The sequence below is a fragment of the Flavobacterium sp. CBA20B-1 genome, assembly GCF_028473145.1.
GTDB lineage: Bacteria > Bacteroidota > Bacteroidia > Flavobacteriales > Flavobacteriaceae > Flavobacterium.
The window spans coordinates 1647598-1665804 of record NZ_CP092370.1 but is presented as its reverse complement, the minus strand read 5'-3'; the positions used below and the strand labels follow the sequence as shown (position 1 = coordinate 1665804).

Sequence of the window (18207 nt, the reverse complement as noted above, 5' to 3'; positions counted from 1 at the left end):
CAAATATAAGCATTTTGTTTAAAAAAACGCACGTAATTGAATACTTCCTGTATGAATGGTTTTTGCGGTTTCGCTGGTTCTGCCCTGATAGCTTATGTTGGCATCTAAATACTTGGTTAAATTGCGCTGAAACAGCAAACGCCACGTAATATTTTTGCCGGGTTGCAATCCTTCTAACATTTGGTAAGCTACAGCTGATAATGGATTTCCTGTGAATTTGTTGTTATAAAGCGAAAATTCTCCATTTAATGTGAATTTCTGCGAAGTGCTCCAGTTAAATGCCGTACCAATGCGGTGCTGTTCCAGCGTTTCCAAATCGCCTTGAACATTTTCTTTATTTTTCCATTCGTAAAACAATTCTACACGGGCATTTTGTGAAAACAGATAACTGATCCGCGGATTGATGCTTAAATTATTCAGCAGGTAATTTTTAGAACCGTAGTTTTCCGAAACACTTTCCACTCGGTCAAATTTATTGGTTAACTGTGCCAGCCACCACTTGTTTAATAAATGCTGAAATTGTATTTGGTGTGTTGTGATTTTATTGTCTAGACTACCAAAATTCATCAGGTTTTTTGCCCGGTTGTTTATTAACGAATAAATGGTGGTGTACTTTTGTTTTCCACGGTTGAAATAAATCGAATTTCGAATGTTGGAATTCTCTGCAACCAATTCATCAGTTGAAGATCCAAAGGGATTCCACGCAATTCCGTTTCCATCTCTCAAAATACTTCGATCGATAATAAAAGACGATTGCAAATGAAACTGACTGGCAAATTTTTTAAAACCAGATTCGTTCTGCCAAATGCTGAAATTGAAATTAAAAACCTGCGTTAATTTTGTTTGATGCGTTTTTACAAAACTCTGATTCGGCAAAAACATCCGCACATATTCAGCCAAATCGGGATAAGGCGCAATTTCAAATTCTTCCAACTCCTGAATTCCGTTGCCGTTGTAATCGTTCCACATGTGCGTTCCCAAACCGGGATCAACCTTAATATACGTAAATTCTTGCTGCGCCACAGCGCCCGATGAGGTTTCGTAAATGGTGTTGGTTTGTATCAGGTTTTTTAAATAACGGTCGTTGTAGGTAATACGCGAATTCAGCGTAGGTTCCACCAAGCCGGTGTCGGTGTATTTTAATCGACGGTAGTTTGCGTAAACAGACAAATCGCTGGTTTGTGTTTTAAAAAGCTGCGATTTTGCATAAAATGAATGTGCGTTGGAAACATTTTGCAATACATTATTCTGCAACGAATCGTTTACTCGAAATCTGTAGCCCATTTCAACAAAGGTTTTCAAGGTATCGCCACGACCTACAAAGGCATCAATTTGTGCGTATTTTTGCGATAAGGTTTGAAACTGCTGCGTAGCAACATCTTTTACCTGATAATTTTCCAAATCTAAACGCGATCCTGCCCAATTTTTATCTTTTGTGTAAACCGCCTGTGTTTTGCTTCGAACAAAATTAGTGTTGTAAACGCTGCCTTTTGCCGATAAAAAACTGGTGTTGGTATTTAGGTTGAAGTTTTTATACAGATAATTACCAATTAACGACTGTTTGTGCCCAATGTAACTGTTTGTGTATTCAAGTCGGCTGTATTGATAGGTTAAAGCGCTGTTTTCGTTTGGTGCAATTTTAGAGCCAAAAGTGAGTAATGATTGATTGCCAAAAGTGTTTGATACATTCCAATCTCGATCAAATTCAATGGAATATAAACGTTCAACCGTTTTAAAATTTTCAGATACAAATTGAATATTTCCAAAAACATCTACTTTCCATTTGTTGTTTAAAACCCGATGTGTTCCGGTGATATTGGCGGCAATTCCTTTGTTGTCTTCATCATCAATAGGTGAAAAAAGGTTTTGGTCGTGATTGCTAAATCCAACTTCAAAGTCAAGCTGTGAAAAATCTTTTGGTTTGTATTGCCCCATAACAGTTGCCAATGTTAAGCGCATAGGAGCAATCAACTGAATTAAAGGTTCATAATCACCTTGTTGCACACCATCTATAGGTTCAATAAATTCATATATTTTACCAATACTTACCGAGCTTGCCAAACGATAATTTCCGTTGCTTGGTCCCACATAGCTAAATGAAACTGCGTATAAAGTATCGGTTGGGGTGTTGGAATATTGATAAAATTCATAGCCGTTTTGATTGACTTTTTTGTACAGCGTTTTGTTTTCAGAATACGTATCAGGATAGGCAGACGGAGCCATCATCAACGCCAAACTGTCGCCGGCTTGCTTTAGAATATCGACTTGTTCTTTGTTGAGGTTTTGCTGAACCGGTTGATTTTTAATATCGGTTTCGGTGTAAACATATCCGGCAATATTCCATTTTTCGCGTTCGTGTTTAATTCCTCCATAGCCCAAAAATCGGGCATAATTTCTATCGGTAAACTGATATTCTACTACAATACGCATTTCGGCCGTAATTGGGAAAAGTGTAGTAAACCGAATTTCACCCGAATTGTAATCAATCACATAATCGTTTTGTTCCCCGCGCGTTAATTTTCGTCCGTTTACAAAAACCGATTCCGAGCCCGAAATAATCAAAATATACAACTGATTGTTGCTGCCTTTTAATTTGTACGGACCTTGATTTCCTTCTTGACCAACAAATTCGCTTTTTGCATATTGCCCGCGAACCAACGCAGCTGCGGTTTCAATGGTTGTTTTACTATTGTCGTTTTCAAATTTTAAGGTACCTGAAATTCCCTGTACTTTTTTATTGAAATTTAAAAAGCGGGAAGCTCTGTTTTCTAAAAATAAATCACCGGCTTTAATGCTCCAATTAGTTGAAAACAATTCCATAAAAATCTGATCGAACTCATCCATTTTTTGCGAATATCCGCCGTTTTGCAAAGGAACATTGCTGTCTTGCAGCGATGCCCGAATTTGAACTTTATCTGATAAATTCCCCACAATCTGCAAATCGAGATTGGAATTGGTTACCAGATTTTGATTGTTCCCTACGGTAATTCCCCTTGAGATACTTCCGTTGGTATTCAATCCCTCGAAAGGCGTAAAAGTGGTTGCTTGTTTTTCGGGAACCGAGAACACATATGCCCCTTCTTTGTTAGGGATAACTCGTTTGGTATCGTAAAGTGCGTAGGTTTTGGTTAAAAAATCGGGATAATTGAGATACGAAACCGTTAATGTATCATGTATGGGTTTTTTAAAAGTGATGCTAGCTTTGTTGAAATCTATTGAAAAATGAGCGGTGTCGATAGCAGTTCCTTGATTGTTGGTGATTTGAAAATAGTTTTTGTTTAAAGCCACCGTGTCGATATATACAACAGTTGTCAATGAATCAACGGTGATTTTTTTAGTTTGATACAGCGTGTTGCGTTCCTGTGCATTGACCACAGAAAAAAATAACAAACACCATAGAACACACAAAAACTGCTTCATTAAAGATATAACTACAAAACATCAAAAATAGTGTATTTTGTGGTGAAAGTTTTAACTAAAGTCCATTTCCTTTGTCAAGTAACATCATATTTGCACGGATGTTTTTTTAAAAGGACAAAACATTTGTTGGAAACAAAAAAAACTCCAAAACATGGCATAGTTGTATTGATTTTAGTTCTTTTTCACCAAAACCAGCCAATCATTTTCTATGAGCATATATCCTTGATCGTAAACAAAATAATAGGTTACGTTAGATTTTGTGGTGTATATGGAAGTGAACAATGAAAAATCGAAACCTAAATCGAGTAGTTTTTTACGGTTTATTTTTGTTTTTCCATCGGGATTGTTTTCGCATAAAATACGGTAATTTTTGCGAAGGGTATAGTTCACCGTTCGCATAAAATTGGTGGTGTCTTTATTCAGTTTATTGTTGTAAGTGTTGCGGCATGAGTCGTTACAAAATTTTTTATCTTCACGCCCAATGATTCTTTGCCCACATTCTAAACAATTTTTGCCCATTTTTATTTTAAAGATACAAAAGCGTTTTTAAATAATGAATAACATGTTAAACTTTATCTATCTAAAATGGTGTCAAAATATTTTGAAATATGATCTATGTTTTCTCTAAATAACTTTTTTTCTTGTTTTTTTAAAGCTTGTACATTAAGTTTAGTGGGAACATAAAAATCATCAATGTTATCATTTGGAAAGACCTTTTCTTTACCGCATTTGCATCCTTCTATTTCTTTAATTTTATAAATTATTATTTTACTTCTTTTTTTATCAAATAAAGAATATGCCTTTTTAGGAAGATTGTCTTCTAACCCTATAATCACTTCCTCATTCTTATGCAAATCTCCTAAAATATTTTTGTCATTACTATAATTATTGTCTAAACAGCAGCTATACACTTGATCTGCATTATAGAAAAAATGAAAATAATAAACTTTAAATTTTTCATTATTTAATATTAAACTCCCAGATGAATCTTTTTCTAAATACCAAACAGCATTTGTTTCATCAATAGCATTTTTTTCCATGAAATCAGTAACTGATAATATATATCCAGAATTAACTTCATTTTTTATAATATGAGAGGAACATCCTGTTAATAGACAAATAATAAATAGAGTAAGTATATTTTTCATAGGGCGCTTGTTTAAGTTATGATCTTTGTCAAAATAAAAGAAAAATCTACTTCAAAAGCACTAAGTGCTGTTGCAGTTCATTGCGCACTTCCATATAGTTTTTGTAATATAAGCTCGAAAAAACGGCAATTGCTTTTTTGTCTTGAATCAAATAACAATACTCGTGGTGTTGTGCTCGTTGTTTAAAATCGCGAATAGCAAAACCATCAATGGCATCCATCTTAAAAGTTTTTTTAGTGCCAAAACCCAAAAGTTGTTTTACTTCAATGGTGTCGTTGTTAATTTTTACCGTTGCCATGCGCAGGTTCATTTCAATAAAAAAGCCCCAAATAATAACAAACAAACTTATCAAGCCGCACAAAACCAAAAATACCGTTAAGCCCCAATGCCAAGTGTCTTGAAACGTGCGTAAAAATTTGTTGACAATAAAGGCCGTTAAAACCGGAAAACTTAAAATTAGTAAACTGTAAAAATAGGCGGTGTTACTTAATTTTGATTGAACCATTTTATATTTTTTTTTCAAATTTAGCGTATAATTTCCAAAAGCTTTGTAGGTTTTCGGTATCAAAATCTTCCGATTTCCATTCGTTCAGTTTCAAATTGATTGTGGATTGATTTTGATTATAAGTACCAATAAAAATTTCGTTGGATGTTAAAAACATTCCGTACTGATTATTTAGGGTGTGCAGTGTATCAATTTGAACTTGTTCAAAAAACAAAATAGTATATTCGGGCATATTCATACTTGCAGGCGCAGCAATTTCGTGCGTAAATTCCAAAGCAATAAACTTGTTCGAGCTATACATGGGAAACGTAATCAGTTCTAATCGCTGCATATCAAAAGTTCCTTCTTTAATATGATGAATAGCTTCGCGCGATATAAAGGGAATATTTGTAAAATTTTTTTGCAATTTTTTGTGACCTTCTTCCTTAAAATAGTCGTTAAAATTCAATATTTCGTTTACAGAGAGTTGTTTTGTCAGTAAATGTTCCAATGGTATGCTAAAATAATTAGCAATTTTTATAACGCTTTCTAATTTGGGTTCGGCACGCTGTTCTTCATACGAGGAAATATTGCCGCGCGTTAAGCTAAATAGTTCTGCAAAAGCTTGTTGACTCAAATTTTTTACATTTCGTAACTTCTTTATATTGTAACCTATTTTACTCATTTCAAAAAAAAAACTAAAAAATTGCTAATTATATTTGCAAAAAGTAGTATCTTTATGCAAAAGATATGTGCAAGATACAAAATTAATTTACAATGCATTTTTTAAACGTCGAAAAATATATTTTAGATACCGGATATAGTATCAAATATAAAAGTAAAGAAGAAGGTATTTTCGTAATCGAAAATCTGGCAGACGGTGTTCAAAACTTAATCGTTGGTGTGGCCACGCCCGTTTTAATTTTTGAGCAATACCTGTTCACATTGCAGGCAGACAATTTACAAATATTTAGAAGCCTGCTTATGAAAAACAGAGATATTATTCATGGTGCTTTTGCACTTACAGATGATGGTTCAAAGGTAATTTTTAGATATACCTTGCAAATTCACAATTTAGATTTCAATGAATTTGAAGCAGCATTGAATTCATTGAGCTTGTTGTTGAGTGAATATTCTGAACAACTAATAAAATTTTCAAAGTAAAACTTTTACAAATAGTTTTTTTAAAAAAGGATACAGTGAAAGTGGAATAAATAATTAAAAAATTAAAAGATATGAGTATTTTTAAGCGAATTTTTAGAATAGGTCAGGCCGAGATACATGCGGTGGTTGATAAAATGGAGGATCCTGTTAAAATGACCGAACAAGGAATCCGTGAAATGAAACAAGATTTAGATCAAGCAATGGAAGCTTATGCCAAAGTGAAAGCATTGGCAATTCGCACTTTTAATGCGGCAGAAGAAAAAAGAAACGCAGCTGCCGATTATGAAAGCAAAGCCATTTTATTGCTTCAAAAGCTTCAAAAGAACGAATTGGAAGCCGATTTGGCCGAACGTTTGGCAAAAGAAGCATTGCATTTAAAAAAGCAACATATAATTGAAGCCGAAACCATAGAAAATCAAGCAAATACACACGAAGATTCGGCAAACGAAGTGCACAAAAACATTGAAGTGTTAAAATACAACATCAACAAATGGGAAAGCGAATTGGCAACCATTAAAGCACGTGTTCGAGTGGCAAACGCAACAAAGATTGTAAACAAACAATTAGCAAAAATGGATTCAAACAGCACCATTAGCATGTTGGAACGAATGAAAGAAAAAGCGGAAGAAGACGAAGCTTTGGCAAAAGCTTATGGCGAAAAGGCAAACAATCAAACCAATGCTTCAGACGAGATAGATCAAGCATTGAACAACCATTCTGCCGATGCCGATTTAGAGGCTTTAAAAAAACAATTAGGCATGTAAAGCAGTTTTTAGTCATTAGCTTTTAGCGTAAAGTTTGTCATTCCGACGCGGGAGGAATCTCTAATTTTTCCTCATTTAATAAAAAAATTAATTTCAAGACACTAAAAAATATAAAACACTTGTCTTTTTGGCAAGACCTCACAGGTTTTTAAAACCTGTGAGGTCTGAAAAGTAACATTTTTTTTATAGTAAGGTATAGTACTAACAAAATAATAATTAAAACACCATTATATGAAGCGATTTGAATATAAAACAATATAAATTAAAACAAAAGGCACTTGGAGTTGGTAATTCGATATTGTTGAGATTGATAAAATTTTAAACGATATGGGCAGCCAAGGCTGGGAATTAGTAACAATGGAAAGCCGAGATATGAGCGGAACTGCTTATGGTTTTCACTATATTTTTAAACGCGAAATATAAAAATAATGACTGTAACCAACTTTATAACAAGATATTTAGATCCGTCACTTCGAGTAACGTAACGAAGTGAAGCGTATCGAGAAGTCTTTGAATAAAAGGTTCTCAACAGGCTTGAACTGACGAAAATCTTAATTATATTGCGGTTTGCAAAAACGAATAACTCAAAACAAAAAACGATACTATGGCAGAACTTTTAAACCTTTTATTTCATCCCTTATCCAACGGAATCATGACCGTGCTTACAGGAATATCTTTGCTGTACTGGGTTTTTATGTTTTTTTCGGGTGATGGAATGGATACCGATGCCGAATTTCACATGGGTGATGTGGCCGATGGAGAAGTTGCTGCCGAAACCGAAGCCGAAATGTCGTTCGGTTCTAAAGTAATGGAATTTATCAATATCGGTAAAATGCCTTTAATGGTAATCGTTACCCTTTTTAAATTCATCGGTTGGATTCTTACTTTGCTGTCTTCTATTTTTTTAGGATTAGCAAATTGGGGCATGAAATCGGTTTTAATTCTCATTCCTATTTTTATAATTACCTATATCATCATGCATTTTGTAACCAAACCATTAGTAAAAATGTATAAAAATTTAGGCTACAACGGCGAAGAATCGATTGATTTTTTAGGGAGAACCGGCACATTGAAATCAACCATTGAAAACAACAAGATGGGAATTTTAGAAGTTGTTATTCAAAATGATGTTTTTCGGTTAAATGTAAAAAGCCATCAAGGCACCCGCATTGAATATGGTGCCGAAGTAATGATTATCAAAAGCATAGAAAACAATATCTACGAAGTAAAACCAAATATAACCCTACATAATATAAACTAACTTTTTTATCAATGAACAAATTATTAATTATCGACGGGCTTTCGGGCGTGTCTGGCGTAATTTTATTAGCACTTGGCGTAATTGTATTTTTAATCCTTTCGTTTTTTGTAGTACTAAGCATGTTCTACAAAAAAATTCCACAAGGAAAAGCAATTGTTCGTACAGGTATAGGCGGCTCTAAAGTAGCTTTTAACAAAGGAATGTATGTAATTCCGGTATTCCACAAAATGGAAATAATGGATATTTCGGTAAAAAAAATCGAAATTGGGCGTATGCAACACGATGGCTTAATTTGTAAAGACAACATTCGTGCCGACATTAAAGTGGCATTTTTCGTTCGTGTGAACAAATCGGTTGACGATGTCATCAATGTGGCTCAAAATCTAGGATGCGACCGCGCAAGTGAACCCGAAACATTGAAAAGTATTTTTGAATCAAAGTTTTCAGAAGCATTAAAAACCGTAGGTAAAAAATTCGATTTTATCGAACTATATGAAGCCAGACGTGAGTTTCGCGATGAAATTTTAAATATTATTGGTACCGATCTAAATGGGTATATTTTAGACGATTGCGCCATTGATTATTTAGAACAAACCGAATTGCAGTTTTTAAGTGCAAACAATATTTTAGATTCAGAAGGAATTAAAAAAATTACCGAATTAACGGCAAAACAAAACATGAATGCCAATTTAATTCGTAGGGAAGAAGAAAAAGTAATCAAAAAGCAAAACGTAGAAGCGCGCGAAGCCATTCTAGAATTAGAGCGTCAGTTGGCAGAAAAAGAAGAGCGCCAAAAACGGGAAATCGATAATATCAAAGCACGCGAAGAAGCAGAAATTGCAAAAGTGCGCGAAGAAGAACGTCTAAAATCGCAAACTGTGCGCATTGCAACCGAAGAACAATTGGCTGTTCAGGAAGAAAACAAACTGCGCCAAATTATTATTGCAGAGAAGAATAAAATCCGTACCGATGCCATTGAAACAGAGCGTGTAGAAAAAGACCGTGCATTAGAGCAAACCGAAAGAGAACGCATCGTTACCTTGGCACAGATTGATAAAGAACGATCAATTGAAACCGAGAAAAAATCGATTCAAAATGTGATTAAAGAGCGTGTTCAGCTAGAAAAAGGCGTGGTAGAAGAGCAGCAAAATGTGCGCGATGTTGAAGTGTATCGCGAAGTGGAACGTAAAAAGCAAGCGGGCGTAATTGCAGCATCGCAAGAAGCAGAAGAGCGTTTAATTGCCACCGTAAAAGCAGCCGAAGCGTCTAAAATTGCAGCAGAACAAGAAAAAGAGAAAAAAGTTATTGATGCCGAAGCAGAAAAATTAGTTGCAGAACGCAAAGCACAAGAAGTATTGATCGATGCCGAAGCGAAGAAAGAAGCAGCAGCAAAAGAAGCCGAAGCACGTAAAATTATTGCCGAAGCACAAGCGAAAGAAGAAGCTGCCATTGGATTATCAGAAGCAGAAGTAATGATTGCAAAAGCCGAAGCCGAAGAAATTCAAGGAACTAAAACCGCTGCGGTTATCGAAATTAAAGCCGAAGCAATGCGTAAAGAAGGTTTGGCACAAGCCGAAGTTGTTCGTGAAAAAGCACTAGCAGAAGCTAAAGGCATCGAAGAGAAAGCCGAAGCTATGAAAAAATTAGACGGCGTTGGTAAAGAACACGAAGAGTTTAAACTACAACTACAAAAAGAAAAAGAGATAGAGTTGGCGCATATCAACATTCAAAAAGATATTGCATCTGCACAAGCCGAAGTATTGTCTGAAGCGTTGAAAACAGCTAAAATTGATATCGTTGGTGGCGAAACCATGTTCTTTGAAAACATTGTTCGTCAGGTTTCCAACTCAAAAGGATTTGATCATTTAATCAACAATTCGCAACATGCGTTAGATATAAAAGAATCGTTGATGGGGCCAGATGGAAAAGGCGATTTAGCAGAGAAAATTCGTGGCATGGCAGATAAGTACGGTATTTCATCAAACGATATTAAAAACCTAACCGTTTCGGCAGCCTTAATGAAATTGCAACAAGCAGCAAGCAGCCAAAACAATGAAGAAGATGCAGGTTTTATTAATTCGCTATTTGGCTTGGCAAAAAACCTGGGCATATCAAACAAGAAATTGTAGTTAAACCATTCTGAAAGGGAATTTGTATCAACCCAAGGTACCGCGATGGAGTAATGAAAATCAGATTATGGCGCAATCCTTATCAAAATTATACGTACATATTGTGTTTCATACCAAACACAATCAATCTCTGATCAGTCCAGAAATAGAGAAAGAATTGTATGCATTTATCGGAGGAATCATCAAGAAAAATGAATCAATTCCTATAAAAATTGGAGGAACAGAAGATCACATTCATATTTTGGCAGCAATGTCCAAGAATATCGCTTTAGCAAAATTCGTAGAAGAAATTAAACGAAACAGCAGTCGATGGATTAAAACCAAAGACGCTAAATTCCAAAGTTTTTCTTGGCAAGGAGGATATGGCGGGTTTTCGGTTAGTCAATCCGTTTTGGAACGTGTGAAAAATTACATTGAAAACCAGAAGGAACATCATAAAAAGATTTCTCCTCAGGATGAATAGGTGAAGTTTTTGTCGGAATATAAGGTGGATTTTGATGAGAAGTATTTGTGGAAGTGACTATATGCTGCCCTTTCAGGGCGAAGTCTAGATGTTGATGTCAGTCCAAGGCGTTGCCTTGGGTTTATATAAAAAAGGCTTTCAGCCTTAAGAGATGGTAAGGTTTTCCCTGAAAGGGAAACGTATTTGTGGAAGTGACTATATGCTGCCCTTTCAGGGCGAAGTCTAGATGTTGATGTCAGTCCAAGGCGTTGCCTTGGGTTTATATAAAAAAGGCTTTCAGCCTTAAGAGATGGTAAGGTTTTCCCTGAAAGGGAAACGTATTTGTGGAAGTGACTATATGCTGCCCTTTCAGGGCGAAGTATAGATGTTGATGTCAGTCCAAGGCGTTGCCTTGGGTTTATATAAAAAAGGCTTTCAGCCTTAAGAGATGGTAAGGTTTTTCCCTGAAAGGGAAACGTATTTGTGGAAGTGACTATATGCTGCCCTTTCAGGGCGAAGTATAGATGTTGATGTCAGTCCAAGGCGTTGCCTTGGGTTTATATAAAAAAGGCTTTCAGCCTTAAGAGATGGTAAGGTTTTTCCCTGAAAGGGAAACGTATTTGTGGAAGTGACTATATGCTGCCCTTTCAGGGCGAAGTCTAGATGTTGATGTCAGCCCAAGGCGTTGCCTTGGGTTTATATAAAAAAGGCTTTCAGCCTTAAGAGATGGTAAGGTTTTCCCTGAAAGGGAAACGTATTTGTGGAAGTGACTATATGCTGCCCTTTCAGAGCGAAGTCTAGATGTTGATGTCAGCCCAATGCGTTGCCTTGGGTTTATATAAAAAAGGCTTTCAGCCTTAAGAGATGGTAAGGTTTTTCCCTGAAAGGGAAACGTATTTGTGGAAGTGACTATATGCTGCCCTTTCAGGGCGAAGTCTAGATGTTGATGTCAGCCCAATGCATTGCCTTGGGATATATGGCAACGCTTTGGGATATATGGCAACGCCTTGGGATATATGGTAGCGCCTTGGGAGATATGGTAGTTCCTTGGGATATATGGCAACGCCTTGGGATATATGGAAGCGACTTGGGAGATATGGCAACGCCTTGGGATATATGGCAACGCCTTGGGATATATGGCAACGCCTTGGGATATATGGCAACGCCTAGGGATAAGATAAGGCAACGCCTTGATAAACTAGATGAATATGCAAGAAAATCAAAACATACAACTCGATTCTGGAACCTACGAAATCATTAAACGTAGGCTTCAGGCACAGAAAGAGGAATTGGTAAAGCGACTGAGTCAGCTAAACAACGCACGCAAAGAAGTTTTCAACTCCACCAACTTTGTATTGAAAGCCAACCAGCGTATCGACACAGAAAATACCTGCACGGCTAGAGGAATTGTGGCTATAGACAATCTTTGTATTTTCGGGTACAATGTACATTTTGGTTTGCGAACCGAAATAAAACTGAACGATGTTTTTAGTATTTATCAATTTGAAAACAATCAATTTATACCCCAATCATTAGATCTAATAAACGATGCTAATTTTATAACCGATTATCAAAATCTGTATAAATATTACCGCGATTCAATCTTTTCAAAGTTCCGAAAAACCGAAAATTACTTGTACATGATTTTTCAAACAAGTAAAAGTGTAGATGACTTAAAAGCTTTTAAATGGTTGATCAAAGACGGGCAATTGATTTATCAAGATGATCGCAGCATTCATGAAGTAAAGCAACCTGCGCAATTTGAATTTCAATGGATTAAAACCAATTTAGAAGATCGCCGTTTAGGAAAATTCCCTCATATTTCAATTTTAGATAAAGTTTTTATTGAAGCATTGCATGGCGATATAACCTTTAAAATTGAAGATAATACGGAAACAGGTAAAGGTATTTTTAGTGAAAAAGTAACCCATTTAGACCAGCAATTAGACGATGCCGAATACTATTATGCCGATTTAGGCAATTTAATAGCCGTTCGCATCAAGCCTTATCAAGAAGATTTCCGGGCTTATGTTTTCAATTTGCGCACTAAAGAGGTGATCAATCTTCCATCGCTTAATCATTCAGCGATTTTGTTGCCAGATAATCAGGGAATCATTTTTTCAAACGGATATTACCTGCAAAATGGCACGCACAAAGTCTTCGATTCACAGCTGGAAAATGTACAATTTCTTCGCAAGATTGCATCGCCAAACGGAGAAGATTTTCTATATGTTTTTAACCATCGTGAAAGCAATACGTTCATTCTTATGTCGTATAATATTATTCAGCAAGCGGTTGAAACACCCATTGTTTGTAACGGATTCACTATTTTTAAAGACGGTAGTTTAACCTATTTTAAAACCGAACCCGATGCAACGCGCCATCATCAGGTGCAGATTTGGGAAACGCCTTATATGGCTGTTTTAAAAGAAAACGAAGCACGCAAAAACGACCCTTTATACAAAGTGGGCAACAAACAAATTGTGCAGGCAATGGCAGAAGCGCAAGAAGTGATTCAGCTAGCAAACAAAGAAGATTCGTATGAAGGTTTATATGAAGAAATTCTCAAAAAAACCACCACCTTGCTCGATTCTTATTTTTGGATTAATGATGCTTCCCTACACGATTTAGGAACACCATTAAGTCAGTTAAAAGAAGTGGCCAATACGGCAATCGATGAATTTGTAAAAGTTCAGGCACAACGCAAACATGCAGATGAATTGTACCAAAATGCCCAAAAAAACCTCGAAGAACTTCTTTTTAAGGTAAACAGCACAACGGTTGAAACACTGGATCAATTGGTGCACTTGCTGGCAGTTGCCCGAAAGTTGCAAGGCGAATTTATCGACTTAAAAAATGTGCGGTACATGCCTTTGGAAAAAATCGAAGCACTTACAGTGCGTTTACAAGAACTTGTGAACGATTTATCCAATCAAACTATTGAGTTTCTTTTACAAGACGAAGCTTTGTTGCCTTATGAGCAAAAAGTGACAGCACAAAAAGAACAAGTTGCAGCTATTGAAAAAGTGTTTGCTACCAAAGCAGTAGAGCAAACAAATAACGAAATTTCATCGGAATTAGAGTTGTTGATTGACATGCTGAACAGTTTAAAAATTGAAGATGCTACACAAACAACAAAAATTGTTGAGAAAATATCGGTTATTTTTAGCTCCTTAAACGAAGTTCGTGCGCAACTTACCCGAAAAATTCAAACCCTAAGAAATCAAGAAGCCGGTGCCGAATTTGCAGCACAATTAACCTTGCTAGAGCAAACAGTAACAAATTATTTAGAATTAGCAACATCTGCAGAAAAAACCGATGAATACTACACCAAAGTAATTGTTCAGCTAGAAGAACTGGAAAGTAAATTTGCAGATATTGATGATTTTGCTTTAAAAATTGCCGATAAACGCGATGAGGTGGTGAAAGCCTTTCATATCAAGCGCGAACAAATTGTATCACAAATAAACAAGCGTGCCGATGCGTTAGAGCAAATTGGTTTGCGTGTGCTTAAAAACATTGAAAACAAAGCAGAAACCTTTACAGCGAAAGAAGCTGTTTTAAGCTTTTTTGCTTCTGATTTAATGGTAGATAAAATACGGCAATTGGTGGCCGAGCTAAAAACACTGAACGATGTTTCGAAGGCTGAAAATTTAGAAAATTTATTAAAAAAAGCACAAGAAGACACCTTGCGCATTTTGCGTGATAAAAAGGAATTGTATGTAAACGGTGAAAACATCATTGCACTAGGAAAGCACCATTTTTCGGTGAACACACAAGCATTGAGTTTAACCTTGGTAAATCGCAATAACGAGCTTTTTTATCATTTAACCGGAACCAGTTTTTACCAAAAGGTTCAAAACGAAGATTTGGTTAACTATAAAGATATTTGGAATCAGGAATTGGTTTCAGAGAACAGCGAAGTGTATCGCGCGTCATATTTGGCATATCAAACATTTTTGGCACGAAATCAAAAAGATTTTCAAGCAGAAAATTTCATTAATCAATCCGTAGAAAAAAAATATTCCGAAGGATATATCAAAGGCGTGCACAACCACGACGCTTTGCTTATTTACAATGCATTGGCTGCGGTTGATGATAAATTGGGCGCATTGCGGTATTCCATTTCCACGCGTGCTATTGCCCAGTTGTTTTGGCATTCGCTACAAGACACGGTGCAACAAAAATTACAAGCCTATGTTCAATCGGCTCATTTGGTGTTGAAAACGTTTCCAAACACACCGCACTATCAATCGGCAACTGTGCAGATACAAGCTTGCTTCGAGCAATGGGAAACTCATCTAGATCTTACCAAAATTGATAAAAAGCAAGTGGCAAATTACTTGTTTGAAACCTTTAGTTTGTATAATAAATTTGCAGTGAGCGAAACCAGTACGCTTTTAAAACAAGATTTTTTAAGGGTTTTAAACGATAAAAGGTTAACCGCCGATTTTCAGAGTGATGTGCAAAACGAGCAGTTTTATGCTACCGATCGCTATTATTTAATTTTGAATTGGTTGCATGCGTTTGTTGATGAGCATGTTGATTTAGAAAGCTATCGAAAATATATCGAAGAAGCAGCCGTTCTTTTATTATTTTCTACCGAAGAATACCAATTGATTTTTGCGAACGATGCTATTGAAGTAAACGATTTAAAAGGAAACCACAACACCCTGCAAAACGGATTGTTTCAAACAGATTATTATGAATTTACAGAAAAATTAGCCGATTTTACAAAAAACAAAGTGCCGCGTTTTGAAGCATTCGTGCAATTAAAAAATCAATTGAGTTCATCGTATGAAAAATCGCTAAAAATAAATGAATTGCAACCAAAAGTGCTTACATCATTTGTGCGCAACAAATTAATCAACGAGGTCTATTTTCCGCTGATTGGCAACAATTTGGCAAAGCAATTAGGCACGGCAGGTGAAAATAAACGCACGGCGCGCATGGGAATGTTGCTCTTAATTTCGCCGCCAGGTTATGGAAAAACCACGCTAATGGAATATCTTGCAAAAACAATGGGGCTGCATTTTGTAAAAGTAAACGGACCCACCATTGGGCATTCAATTACATCGATCGATCCACTAGAAGCCAAAACATCAGGCGAACGCGAAGAGCTGAAAAAGATTAATTTATCGTTTGAAATGGCAGATAACGTAATGCTGTATTTAGACGATATCCAGCATTTAAGTCCGGAATTTTTACAAAAATTCATTTCATTGGCCGATGGGCAGCGAAAAATTGACGGGATTTTTGATGGTGAAAGTAAAACCTATGATTTACGTGGTAAGCGTTTTTGCATTGTGATGGCGGGAAATCCGTACACAGAAAGCGGTTCAAAGTTTCAAATTCCGGATATGTTGGCAAACCGAGCCGATGTGTATAATTTGGGTGATGTGATAGGCGATACCGAACATTTGTTTCACTTAAGCCTGTTGGAAAACGCAGCAGTCGAAAACAAATACCTGGAAAAAATTGTAAGTAAATCGTTCACTGATTTTTATACTTTGGTTGATTTTGTCACGCAAAATGCAGAACAATTACCTGATTTAGAAGGAAATTATAGCAAACAAGAAATCGATGATTTTGTGGCAGTAATGAAACATTTAATTACAATTCGCAATTTGGTGATTAAAGTAAACCAAGAATATATTCAAAGTGCTGCCATGCAAGATGCTTATCGAACCGAACCATCGTTTAAAATGCAAGGTTCCTACCGAAACATGAGTAAACTGGTTGCACAGGTAGTGCCGATGATGAACGAAAAGGAAATAAACGATTTGATGCTGACGCATTATGAAAGCGAATCACAAACGCTCACTGCCGATACCGAAAGTAATTTGCTAAAGTTAAAGGAACTTGCTGGACTACTTACGGTTGACGAGAAAATTCGCTGGGAAGAAATCAAGGAACTGTTCCGCAAAAACAATAAACACGGCGGTTTGGCTAAAGACGATAAAGTGTTTGCCGAAATGCTGAACTTAAACGAAAACTTGGAAGGAATTATCAAGGTTATTAAAGAAAAATAAAGGAAGTTAAATGGCTTCCTTTTGGTTTTTTTGTGCTGTTACATTTATTAGTTGAATCTAAGCTTTGATGAATTTTACTATCGAATAAATAGGTCACAATCAAAACAAAGTATTTGGCACAATTCTATTATCAAAATGATAAGGAGTGAACCAAGTACTCATAAATAAATTATATAGAAGATAAATTAATAAGTCAAAATAAAAATTCAAAACAATAAAATGTTTTAGCACAAACTTTTTCATATATCTTTAAAATAGTCCTAACTTTATGTTTCCATAACAAATACGTTCCATGAGCCTATTATTTCAACCTTTAGAACTACAAAATCATACATTAAAAAACCGAATGGTGGTTTCGCCCATGTGCCAATATTCTGCCGAAAATGGCCTTGCCACCAATTGGCATTTGGTGCATTTAGGTCAGTTTGCAATTGGTAAAGCAGGCTTAATTATGCAAGAAGCTACTGCAGTGGTTCCTGAAGGACGCATCACCTATGGCGATTTAGGTCTTTGGAACGATACGCAAATACCGGCATTAAAAAACATAGTAGATTTTGTGCACTCGCAAGGGAGTTTAATAGGTATTCAACTGGCTCATGCAGGCAGAAAAGCATCTACCAACAAACCCTGGATCAACCGCAACCAGTTTTTACCCGGACATGAACATGGCTGGCAAACAGTTGGTGTTTCTACGCTACCTTATCACGAAAAAGACCATCCACCGGTGGCTTTGACCAAACAAAATATCCAAGAAATCATTCAGGCATTTAAGCAGGCAGCACAGCGTGCGGTTGCTGCTGGGTATGATGTGGTGGAGTTACATGCGGCTCATGGCTATTTAATCCATCAATTTTTTTCGCCCTTAATTAACAACCGTTCCGATGAATATGGCGGAAGTTTTGAAAACCGAATTCGTTTTCTTCTAGAAATAGTTGAGCAGGTACAGCAAGTGCTTACCAATCAGTCGCTATGGGTACGTATTTCAGCGACCGACTGGGCCGAAGGCGGATGGACGTGTTTGGAGAGCGTGAAATTGGCGCACATTTTAAAGCAGAAAAATGTGGAGGTTATTGATGTTTCAACAGGTGGTGCGGTGGCGCATCAACAAATTCCGGAACATGAAAATTACCAAGTTCCTTTTGCTAATCGCATTAAAACCGAAACAAACATGATTACAGGTGCGGTTGGTTTAATTACCCATGCGAAACAAGCCGAAGCTATTTTGCAGAAAGAAGAAGCCGATTTTGTTTCTATTGCACGAGGTTTTTTACAGAACCCGCATTTGGTGTACGATTTTGCCAACGAGCTGAATGTTGCCATTGATTGGGCGCCCCAATATGAACGCGGAAAAGAATCGTTTTAA

Annotated in this window: 13 protein-coding genes; 8 read left to right on the top strand and 5 right to left on the bottom strand. The window is 36.4% G+C overall.

What is annotated here, in order from left to right:
• Positions 1 to 18 precede the first annotated feature (18 nt).
• The 5 genes from MG290_RS08345 to MG290_RS08325 all read right to left on the bottom strand — a co-directional run bounded on the left by MG290_RS08345 (position 19) and on the right by MG290_RS08325 (position 5689).
• The gene (locus tag MG290_RS08345) at positions 19 to 3420 is read right to left on the bottom strand and encodes a hypothetical protein (RefSeq protein ID WP_264560872.1); all 3402 of its coding nucleotides are present in this window, start codon (positions 3418 to 3420) and stop codon (positions 19 to 21) included.
• Positions 3421 to 3591: 171 nt separating this feature from the next.
• Entirely contained in the window at positions 3592 to 3939 is a 348-nt protein-coding gene (locus MG290_RS08340) for a hypothetical protein (protein WP_264560871.1), read from the bottom strand.
• Positions 3940 to 3992: 53 nt separating this feature from the next.
• Positions 3993 to 4568 carry a hypothetical protein gene (locus tag MG290_RS08335; protein ID WP_264560870.1) on the bottom strand — a complete coding sequence of 192 codons (576 nt, stop codon included), beginning with the start codon at positions 4566 to 4568 and terminating at the stop codon, positions 3993 to 3995.
• A 46-nt stretch (positions 4569 to 4614) separates the two neighbouring features.
• Positions 4615 to 5073 (bottom strand): hypothetical protein, encoded by a 459-nt coding sequence (locus tag MG290_RS08330; RefSeq protein WP_264560869.1) that lies wholly within the window; start codon positions 5071 to 5073, stop codon positions 4615 to 4617.
• Between the two features lies 1 nt (position 5074).
• Positions 5075 to 5689, bottom strand: a complete 615-nt coding sequence (locus tag MG290_RS08325) for a helix-turn-helix domain-containing protein (RefSeq protein ID WP_413614606.1) — start codon at positions 5687 to 5689, stop codon at positions 5075 to 5077.
• 140 nt (positions 5690 to 5829) lie between these two features.
• Between MG290_RS08325 and MG290_RS08320 the strand changes: the two genes are divergently transcribed.
• From MG290_RS08320 to MG290_RS08285, 8 genes are all read left to right on the top strand, one after another.
• Positions 5830 to 6216: a YbjN domain-containing protein gene (locus tag MG290_RS08320; RefSeq protein ID WP_264560867.1), complete on the top strand. Its 387-nt coding sequence runs from the start codon at positions 5830 to 5832 to the stop codon at positions 6214 to 6216.
• A 71-nt stretch (positions 6217 to 6287) separates the two neighbouring features.
• A complete protein-coding gene (locus tag MG290_RS08315; RefSeq protein WP_264560866.1) occupies positions 6288 to 6980 on the top strand; it encodes a PspA/IM30 family protein in 693 nt (230 codons plus the stop codon).
• A 297-nt stretch (positions 6981 to 7277) separates the two neighbouring features.
• The gene (locus tag MG290_RS08310; RefSeq protein ID WP_319800360.1) at positions 7278 to 7403 is read left to right on the top strand and encodes a DUF4177 domain-containing protein; all 126 of its coding nucleotides are present in this window, start codon (positions 7278 to 7280) and stop codon (positions 7401 to 7403) included.
• A gap of 181 nt (positions 7404 to 7584) precedes the next feature.
• Positions 7585 to 8241, top strand: coding sequence for a hypothetical protein (locus tag MG290_RS08305; protein WP_264560865.1), 657 nt, complete (start codon positions 7585 to 7587; stop codon positions 8239 to 8241).
• Positions 8242 to 8252: 11 nt separating this feature from the next.
• Entirely contained in the window at positions 8253 to 10370 is a 2118-nt protein-coding gene (locus MG290_RS08300; protein WP_264560864.1) for a flotillin family protein, read from the top strand.
• A 67-nt stretch (positions 10371 to 10437) separates the two neighbouring features.
• Positions 10438 to 10833, top strand: coding sequence for an IS200/IS605 family transposase (tnpA, locus tag MG290_RS08295; protein ID WP_264560863.1), 396 nt, complete (start codon positions 10438 to 10440; stop codon positions 10831 to 10833).
• Positions 10834 to 12020: 1187 nt separating this feature from the next.
• The gene (locus MG290_RS08290; RefSeq protein ID WP_442900780.1) at positions 12021 to 16844 is read left to right on the top strand and encodes a DNA repair ATPase; all 4824 of its coding nucleotides are present in this window, start codon (positions 12021 to 12023) and stop codon (positions 16842 to 16844) included.
• Positions 16845 to 17136: 292 nt separating this feature from the next.
• Positions 17137 to 18207 carry an NADH:flavin oxidoreductase/NADH oxidase gene (locus tag MG290_RS08285; RefSeq protein ID WP_264560861.1) on the top strand — a complete coding sequence of 357 codons (1071 nt, stop codon included), beginning with the start codon at positions 17137 to 17139 and terminating at the stop codon, positions 18205 to 18207.

Coding starts and splice junctions, on each gene's coding strand:
- MG290_RS08290 (WP_442900780.1), top strand. CDS start 12,021: ATGCAAGAAAATCAAAACATACAACTCGATTCTGGAACCTACGAAATC.
- MG290_RS08305 (WP_264560865.1), top strand. CDS start 7,585: ATGGCAGAACTTTTAAACCTTTTATTTCATCCCTTATCCAACGGAATC.
- MG290_RS08315 (WP_264560866.1), top strand. CDS start 6,288: ATGAGTATTTTTAAGCGAATTTTTAGAATAGGTCAGGCCGAGATACAT.
- MG290_RS08300 (WP_264560864.1), top strand. CDS start 8,253: ATGAACAAATTATTAATTATCGACGGGCTTTCGGGCGTGTCTGGCGTA.
- MG290_RS08285 (WP_264560861.1), top strand. CDS start 17,137: ATGAGCCTATTATTTCAACCTTTAGAACTACAAAATCATACATTAAAA.
- MG290_RS08345 (WP_264560872.1), bottom strand. CDS start 3,420: ATGAAGCAGTTTTTGTGTGTTCTATGGTGTTTGTTATTTTTTTCTGTG.
- MG290_RS08335 (WP_264560870.1), bottom strand. CDS start 4,568: ATGAAAAATATACTTACTCTATTTATTATTTGTCTATTAACAGGATGT.
- tnpA (WP_264560863.1), top strand. CDS start 10,438: ATGGCGCAATCCTTATCAAAATTATACGTACATATTGTGTTTCATACC.
- MG290_RS08340 (WP_264560871.1), bottom strand. CDS start 3,939: ATGGGCAAAAATTGTTTAGAATGTGGGCAAAGAATCATTGGGCGTGAA.
- MG290_RS08330 (WP_264560869.1), bottom strand. CDS start 5,073: ATGGTTCAATCAAAATTAAGTAACACCGCCTATTTTTACAGTTTACTA.
- MG290_RS08320 (WP_264560867.1), top strand. CDS start 5,830: ATGCATTTTTTAAACGTCGAAAAATATATTTTAGATACCGGATATAGT.